Consider the following 6,874-nt stretch of genomic DNA (forward strand, 5'->3'; position numbering starts at 1 on the left):
TTGTCCGGGGTCGTACGAGGACATGGGCGGCGAGCTGTACTGCGACACGTGCGGGCTGAAGCCCGACGCGGCGGCGGTGAACGGCGCGGCGCCGGCGGCGGGCGGCTCGGCCCGGTCCTGCCAGCGCCCGGGCTGTTCCGGTGCCTACGAGGACATGGGCGGCGGTGAGCTGTACTGCGACACGTGCGGGCTCGCCCCGGTCGTCTCCCCGAACGGCATGGTGTCGTCCCCGCCGACCGGGATGGCGGGCACCAGGAGCGGTTCGCGCGGCTCGCAGAGTTCCAGCTCCAGTTCGCGGGCGTCGTCCCGGGCGTCGTCGCGCTCCTCGCAGTCGCGCCGGTCGGTGTCGGGGCGGCTGTCCCGCTCGCTGTCCGGGAGTTCGACGTCGCGGTCGGTGTCGGTGCGCAGCTCGGGGTCGAGCGCGGGCAGTTCGGGGCGGGCCAGGCTCGGTGTGGGTCTGGTCAACGTGCCCGACGTGCCGCGGCCCGACCCGCGCGCGATGGTGCAGGAGAACCCCGAGGTCCCCGAGCGGAAGCGATTCTGCTCCCGGTCCGACTGCGGCGCCCCGGTGGGCCGTGCGCGCGGCGACCGGCCGGGCCGGACGGAAGGGTTCTGCACCAAGTGCGGGCACCCGTACTCGTTCGTCCCGAAGCTGGGCACGGGCGACATCGTGCACGGCCAGTACGAGGTCGTGGGCTGTCTGGCGCACGGCGGGCTCGGCTGGGTGTACCTCGCCATCGACCGTGCGGTGTCCGACCGCTGGGTGGTCCTCAAGGGCCTGCTCGACACCGGTGACCAGGACGCGATGGCGGCGGCGATCTCGGAGCGCCGCTTCCTGGCGGAGATCGAGCACAGCAACATCGTGCGGATCTACAACTTCGTCGAGCACCTCGACCAGCGGACCGGCTCCATGGACGGCTACATCGTCATGGAGTACGTCGGCGGCAAGTCGCTGAAGGAGATCGCCAACGAGCGGCGCACGGTCGACGGCAAGCGCGACCCGCTGCCCGTCGAGCAGGCCTGCGCGTACGGCATCGAGGCCCTGGAGGCCCTCGGCCACCTGCACAGCCGCAACCTGCTCTACTGCGACTTCAAGGTCGACAACGCCATACAGACCGAGGACCAGCTGAAGCTCATCGACATGGGCGCGGTCCGCAGGATGGACGACGACGAGTCCGCGATCTACGGGACCGTCGGCTACCAGGCGCCCGAGGTCGCCGAGGTCGGCCCGTCCGTCGCCTCCGACCTGTACACCGTGGCCCGTACGCTCGCGGTCCTCACCTTCGACTTCCAGGGCTACACGAACGTCTTCGTGGACTCCCTGCCGGACCCCGACAACATCGAGGTGTTCCGCCGCTACGAGTCGTTCTACCGGCTCCTGGTACGCGCCACCGACCCGGACCCGGCCCGCCGGTTCGCCTCCGCGCAGGAGATGGCCGAACAGCTGACGGGCGTGCTGCGCGAGGTCGTGGCGCTGCAGACGAACCGGCCGCGGCCGGCCCTGTCGACGCTGTTCGGGCCCGAGGTGAAGGTCACCGACACGGAACTGTTCGGGCGCTTCGAGGGCGACGTGTCGTGGCTCGGGGTGCGCCGGATGCCCGTCCGGGCCCGGGGGAAGGCCGCCGCGCTGTCCGCGGCGCCCGCCCGGCCCGCGCTGCCGCCGTCGCCGACCGCGCTCGTCAAGCACCTGGAGGCGACGGCCACCGCGCTGGCGCTGCCGGTGCCACGGGTGGACCCGGGCGACCCGAACGCCGGGTTCCTGGCCGGCCTGATGGCGTCGGCGCCCGCCGAGCTGATCGCGGCGCTGCACGCGGCGCCCACCGGCTCGCTCGAACTGCGCCTGCGCGAGCTGCGGGCCCGCCTGGAGATGGGCGAACTCGACTCCGCGGCGCGCGGGTTGGCGGCGCTGGAGGCCGACCACCCCGACGACTGGCGGGTGGTCTGGTACCGGGGTGTGGCGGCGCTCGCGACGGGTGACCACGCGAGCGCGGCGCTGTCGTTCGACGCGATCTACGACGCGTTCCCCGGCGAGCCCGCGCCGAAGCTGGCGCTCGGCGTGTGCGCGGAGGTGCTCGGCCAGCTGGACAACGCGGCGGAGTACTACCGCCTCGTGTGGGCGACCGATCCGAGCTACGTCAGCGCCGCGTTCGGGCTCGCCCGGGTGCAGTTGGCGGCCGGTGACCGGGGCGGCGCGGTGCGCACCCTGGAGTCGGTGCCGGAGTCGTCGATCCACTACACGGCGGCCCGGGTCGCCTCCGTACGGGCCCGGCTGCGCGGGCGGATGGCCGAGGGGGCGGCGCTCAACGGGGACCCGCTCCTGGGCGATCTGACGGCCGCCGCCGGGCAGGTCGAGGCGCTCGACGCGTTCGGCCTCGACGCCGTGCGACGTGAACAGTTGTCGACCGAGGTCCTCGGCACGGCGCTCGACTGGGTACTCTCCGGTAGGCAGGGTTCCGGTCAGCCGGCCGTCCCCGGACGCACGGTGGTGCTCGGCAACGACCTGGACGAGCGCGGCCTGCGCCTCGGCCTGGAGCGCTCGTACCGGACACTGGCCAGGCTCGCTCAGCGGGGCGAGGAGAGGATCGAACTGGTGGAGCGGGCCAACCGCTACCGCCCCCGGACGTGGGTGTGAGTTGATGTCGCAGACGCACCAGCTGGCCGCTTGCCCCAGTTGCGAGGAGCCGCTCGACGAGGGCGATCGCTTCTGCGGGGCGTGCGGATACGACCTGTCGTCGGTGCCGCCCGCGCCGGACGACCACCCGACGCTGACCATCGGCGCCGCCGGGGAGACGTCCGCGGAGCTCTCCGGTGAGGATGCCGGGGAGGCCGCGTCCGTCGAGTGGCCCGACGCACCCGAGCTGGACAGCTCGGACACGCCCGCGCCGGTCCACCTGCCGACCGACCTGGAGGGCACGGACTCCGGCGGGGCCGAACTGCCCGCCGCCGTACGGTTCGACGACGCTCCCGAGGGCGGCGACTTCGAGCTCGCCGCGCCCGATCCGCGCACCGCGACGCCGGAGGAGCTGGAGGCGGCCACCCCGCCGTCCGGCACCAAACTGTGCGTGGCGTGCCGCGCCGGGCACGTCGACCCGGACGGCTACTGCGAGAACTGCGGGCACGCCCAGCCGCGCGAACGCGACCACATGGAGCAGGAGTTGGGCGCGGTCGCCGCGGTCAGCGACCGGGGCCTGCGGCACCACAGGAACGAGGACGCGTTCGCGATCTCCTCGGCCGCGCTGCCGGACGGCTCCCCCGCCGTCGTCGCGATCGTCTGCGACGGGGTGTCCTCGGCGACCCGGCCCGACGACGCCTCGCTCGCCGCGTCCCGCGCGGCCAACGAGTCGCTGCACGAGTCGCTGCCGCGCGGTACGCACCCGCAGCAGGCGATGCACGAGGCGATCGTCGCGGCCGCCGAGGCGGTCAACTCGCTGGCGCAGGAGCCCGCGACGGCCCGCGAGCACCAGCCGCACCAGAACGCTCCGGCGTGCACGTTCGTCGGTTCGGTCATCACCAAGGAGCTGCTCGTCGTCGGCTGGGTCGGCGACTCGCGCGCCTACTGGGTGCCGGACGACCGCAGCTCGCCGGCCGCCCGGCTCACCGAGGACGACTCGTGGGCCGCGCAGATGGTGGCGGCGGGCCTGATGAACGAGGCGGAGGCGTACGCGGACGAGCGGGCCCACGCGATCACCGGCTGGCTCGGCGCGGACGCGTACGAACTGGAGCCGCACACCGCTTCCTTCAAGCCGGACCGGCCTGGTGTCGTGGTGGTGTGCACCGACGGACTGTGGAACTACGCGGAGGCTGCCGAGCAGATGGCGCAGGTCGTCCCGGCCGACGCCGCCGTGCGGCCGCTGCACAGCGCCCAGGTCCTGGTCGGTCACGCCCTGGACGGCGGGGGCCACGACAACGTAACAGTGGCGGTGCTGCCGTTCCCGGTCCCGCCCGCGGGGGCAGGATCGGCGTAGCCCGACGGCCGTACCGGTGTGGCGATACAGCAGGGGGGACTTGTCAACATGGCCAACTTCTCGAAGTCGAACGTGCCGCAGTTCTCGGTCGAGGTGTACCAGAACGAGTATCTGCCGGAGGGCGGCCGCGAGGTCAACGCGATCGTCACGGTGACGTCCACCGGCGGCGGCACCATCGGCGGCGCGGTCGGCGCGCCGCAGCTCCACAGCCCCGGGGGCGGGCCGGACGCCGCGGTGGCGCTGATGGTGGACTGCTCCGGCTCGATGGACTATCCGCCGACGAAGATGCGCGGCGCCCGCGACGCGTCGGCGGCCGCGATCGACACGCTGCGCGACGGGGTGCGCTTCGCGGTGATCGCCGGCACCCACGTCGCCAAGGAGGTCTATCCGGGCGGCGGGCGGGTCGCGATCGCCGACCCGAGCACGCGGGAGCAGGCCAAGCAGGCGCTGCGCAAGCTGTCGGCGGGCGGCGGCACCGCGATCGGCACCTGGCTGCGGCTGGCCGACCGGCTGCTGTCCTCCGCCGACGTGCCCGCGTCCGCGGTGCGGCACGGCATCCTGCTCACCGACGGACGCAACGAGCACGAGTCGCCGGAGGACCTGCGCACCACGCTCGACGCGTGCGCGGGCCGCTTCACCTGTGACGCGCGTGGCGTCGGCACGGACTGGGAGGTGAAGGAGGTCACGGGGATCGCCTCCGCGCTGCTCGGCACCGCCGACATCGTCGCCGACCCGGCGCACCTCACCGACGACTTCACGCAGATGATGGAGACGGCGATGGGCAAGGAGGTCGCGGACGTGGCCCTGCGGCTGTGGACCCCGCTCGGCTCCGAGATCAAGTTCGTCAAGCAAGTGGCGCCCACCGTCGAGGAGTTGACGGAGCGCCGTACCGAGTCGGGACCCCGCGCGGGCGACTACCCGACCGGCTCCTGGGGCGACGAGTCCCGTGACTACCACGTGTGCGTCCAGGTCCCGAACGCCGAGCTGGGCCAGGAGATGCTCGCGGCCCGCGTCTCCCTGGTGATCCCGCAGCCGGACGGCTCGGCCCAGACGCTCTCGCAGGGCCTGGTCCGCGCGGTCTGGACGGACGACATGGCGGCGTCTACGTCCATCAACCCGCAGGTCGCCCACTACACGGGCCAGGCGGAGCTCGCCCAGGTCATCCAGCAGGGTCTGGACGCGCGCAAAGCGGGTGACGTGGACGGTGCCACCGCGAAACTGGGCCGCGCGGTGCAGCTCGCGGCGCTCTCCGGAAACGCGGATACGGCGAAACTGCTTTCGAAGGTGGTGGACGTGGTGGATGCCGCGGAAGGTACTGTTCGATTGAAGGCGAAGGTCGCGGAGGCCGACGAGATGACTCTCGAGACCCGGTCCACCAAGACCGTTCGCGTCAAGAAGTAACCGAGAAGCAGCAGCTCAGACTGACGTACGAGTACGTACGAAGGAAAGGGGGAAGCGCCGACATGCCGACCTGCCCGAACGGACACCAGTCGGGTTCCGACGACTGGTGCGAGGTCTGCGGTCACCGCATGGCCGGTGCCGTGCCCCCGCCCCCGCCGCCGCCTCCGGCCGCCGGCTACGGCTACCCCCAGCAGCCGCCCGCGCCGCAGGCGCCCCAGGGTGGTGGCGGAGCCGAGCTGTGCCCGCAGTGCCGCACGCCGCGTGAGGGCGGCGCGCCGTTCTGCGAGGAGTGCCGCTGGAACTTCCTCACGAACACGGCGACGTCGTACACCCCGGCGGCCCCGAACCCGCCGCTGCCGCACACCTCCGGCGGCCCGCAGGGCCCCAACCCGGCGCTGCGCTTCCAGCAGCCGCCGCAGGGGCCCGACCCGTACGAGTACCAGGGCTCGCGCCCCTCGCAGATGAACCGGCCCGCCGAGCCGATCCCGCCGAATCCGTTCGGCAACGAGCCGCCGGGACCGGTCCAGCCGCGGCCCTACGAGGGTCCCGGTGCGAACGGGACGGGCGGGGGCGTCCCGCAGGCGTTCCAGCAGCAGCCGCCGGCGCCCGTGCAGCCGCAGCGGCCCGGGCCGCCCGCGCCGCCGCCGTTCCCCGACTACCCGCAGTCCCCGGACCCGCAGGGTCCGCCGCCCCCGCCCGGTCCCTCGCCGTCGTTCGGCGGGGGTGGCGGTGACGACTGGGTGATCTCGCCGCCGTCGTCGCCGTCGACCGCGCCGGAGGGGCCGCCGCAGCACGGCTTCCCGCCGCAGCAGCAGCCGCCCGGCCCCGGTTACCCGCAGTCGCAGGGTCCCGTCTCCTGGTCCGCGACGATCGGGCCCGACCGGGACTACTTCATGGCGATGATGCAGCGCAGCGGGCCCGAGGCGTCGGGTCTGAACCTGCCCGCGTACTCGCCGGAGCAGCAGCGCCGGCTCACCGGCAACCAGATCACGATCGGCCGCCGCCGGCACTCGACCGGGGACACCCCCGACATCGACCTGTCGGTGCCGCCGGAGGATCCGGGGGTCTCGCACTCGCACGCGGTGCTGGTGCAGCAGCCGGACGGTACGTGGGCCGTCGTCGACCAGAACTCGACGAACGGCACGACGGTCAACGGCGGCGAGGAGCCCATCCAGCCCTTCGTCCCGGTCCCCCTCCAGGACGGCGACCGCGTCCACGTCGGCGCATGGACGACCATCACGATCCGCCGCGACTAGGTCACTCCGCTTCCGGCCGCGGGCCGGTGGGGCTTCTCGCGCAGTTCCCCGCGCCCCTGGAGCATGCGGCTCCGCCGCAGCCCCATCGGGCGCCCCTTCATCACGGCGCCCCTGAGATGGCGCACGAAGTGCGCATCTCAGGGGCGCGGGGAACTGCGCGACCAGCCCCCACCGGCCCGCACCCGCCAAGACGGCACACCCCTACGGCGCGAGAGCCCACACGTACGGCCCGCCGGGATCGTCCAGCCAGGC

General features: G+C 73.5%; 5 protein-coding genes. 4 read left to right on the forward strand and 1 reads right to left on the reverse strand.

What is annotated here, in order from left to right; all coding sequences use genetic code 11:
• Positions 1 to 144: 144 nt before the first annotated feature.
• Positions 145 to 465: a hypothetical protein gene (locus M4J07_RS48695; RefSeq protein WP_445276304.1), complete on the reverse strand. Its 321-nt coding sequence runs from the start codon at positions 463 to 465 to the stop codon at positions 145 to 147.
• Between M4J07_RS48695 and M4J07_RS28765 the strand changes: the two genes are divergently transcribed.
• The 4 genes from M4J07_RS28765 (at position 452) to M4J07_RS28780 (ending at position 6,622) form a co-directional block, all read left to right on the forward strand.
• Positions 452 to 2,632 (forward strand): tetratricopeptide repeat protein, encoded by a 2,181-nt coding sequence (locus tag M4J07_RS28765; protein WP_445276305.1) that lies wholly within the window; start codon positions 452 to 454, stop codon positions 2,630 to 2,632. The two genes, M4J07_RS48695 and M4J07_RS28765, sit on opposite strands and share 14 nt — an antisense overlap.
• 4 nt (positions 2,633 to 2,636) lie before the next feature.
• Entirely contained in the window at positions 2,637 to 3,965 is a 1,329-nt protein-coding gene (locus tag M4J07_RS28770) for a PP2C family serine/threonine-protein phosphatase (RefSeq protein ID WP_255976316.1), read from the forward strand.
• 48 nt (positions 3,966 to 4,013) lie between these two features.
• Entirely contained in the window at positions 4,014 to 5,366 is a 1,353-nt protein-coding gene (locus M4J07_RS28775) for a vWA domain-containing protein (protein WP_255976317.1), read from the forward strand.
• A gap of 62 nt (positions 5,367 to 5,428) precedes the next feature.
• Positions 5,429 to 6,622: an FHA domain-containing protein gene (locus M4J07_RS28780; protein ID WP_255976318.1), complete on the forward strand. Its 1,194-nt coding sequence runs from the start codon at positions 5,429 to 5,431 to the stop codon at positions 6,620 to 6,622.
• The last annotated feature ends 252 nt before the right edge of the window (positions 6,623 to 6,874 follow it).

The sequence above is a fragment of the Streptomyces longispororuber genome, from assembly GCF_024448165.1.
Classification (GTDB): domain Bacteria; phylum Actinomycetota; class Actinomycetes; order Streptomycetales; family Streptomycetaceae; genus Streptomyces; species Streptomyces longispororuber_A.

Coding starts and splice junctions, on each gene's coding strand:
- M4J07_RS28770 (WP_255976316.1), top strand. CDS start 2,637: ATGTCGCAGACGCACCAGCTGGCCGCTTGCCCCAGTTGCGAGGAGCCG.
- M4J07_RS28775 (WP_255976317.1), top strand. CDS start 4,014: ATGGCCAACTTCTCGAAGTCGAACGTGCCGCAGTTCTCGGTCGAGGTG.
- M4J07_RS28780 (WP_255976318.1), top strand. CDS start 5,429: ATGCCGACCTGCCCGAACGGACACCAGTCGGGTTCCGACGACTGGTGC.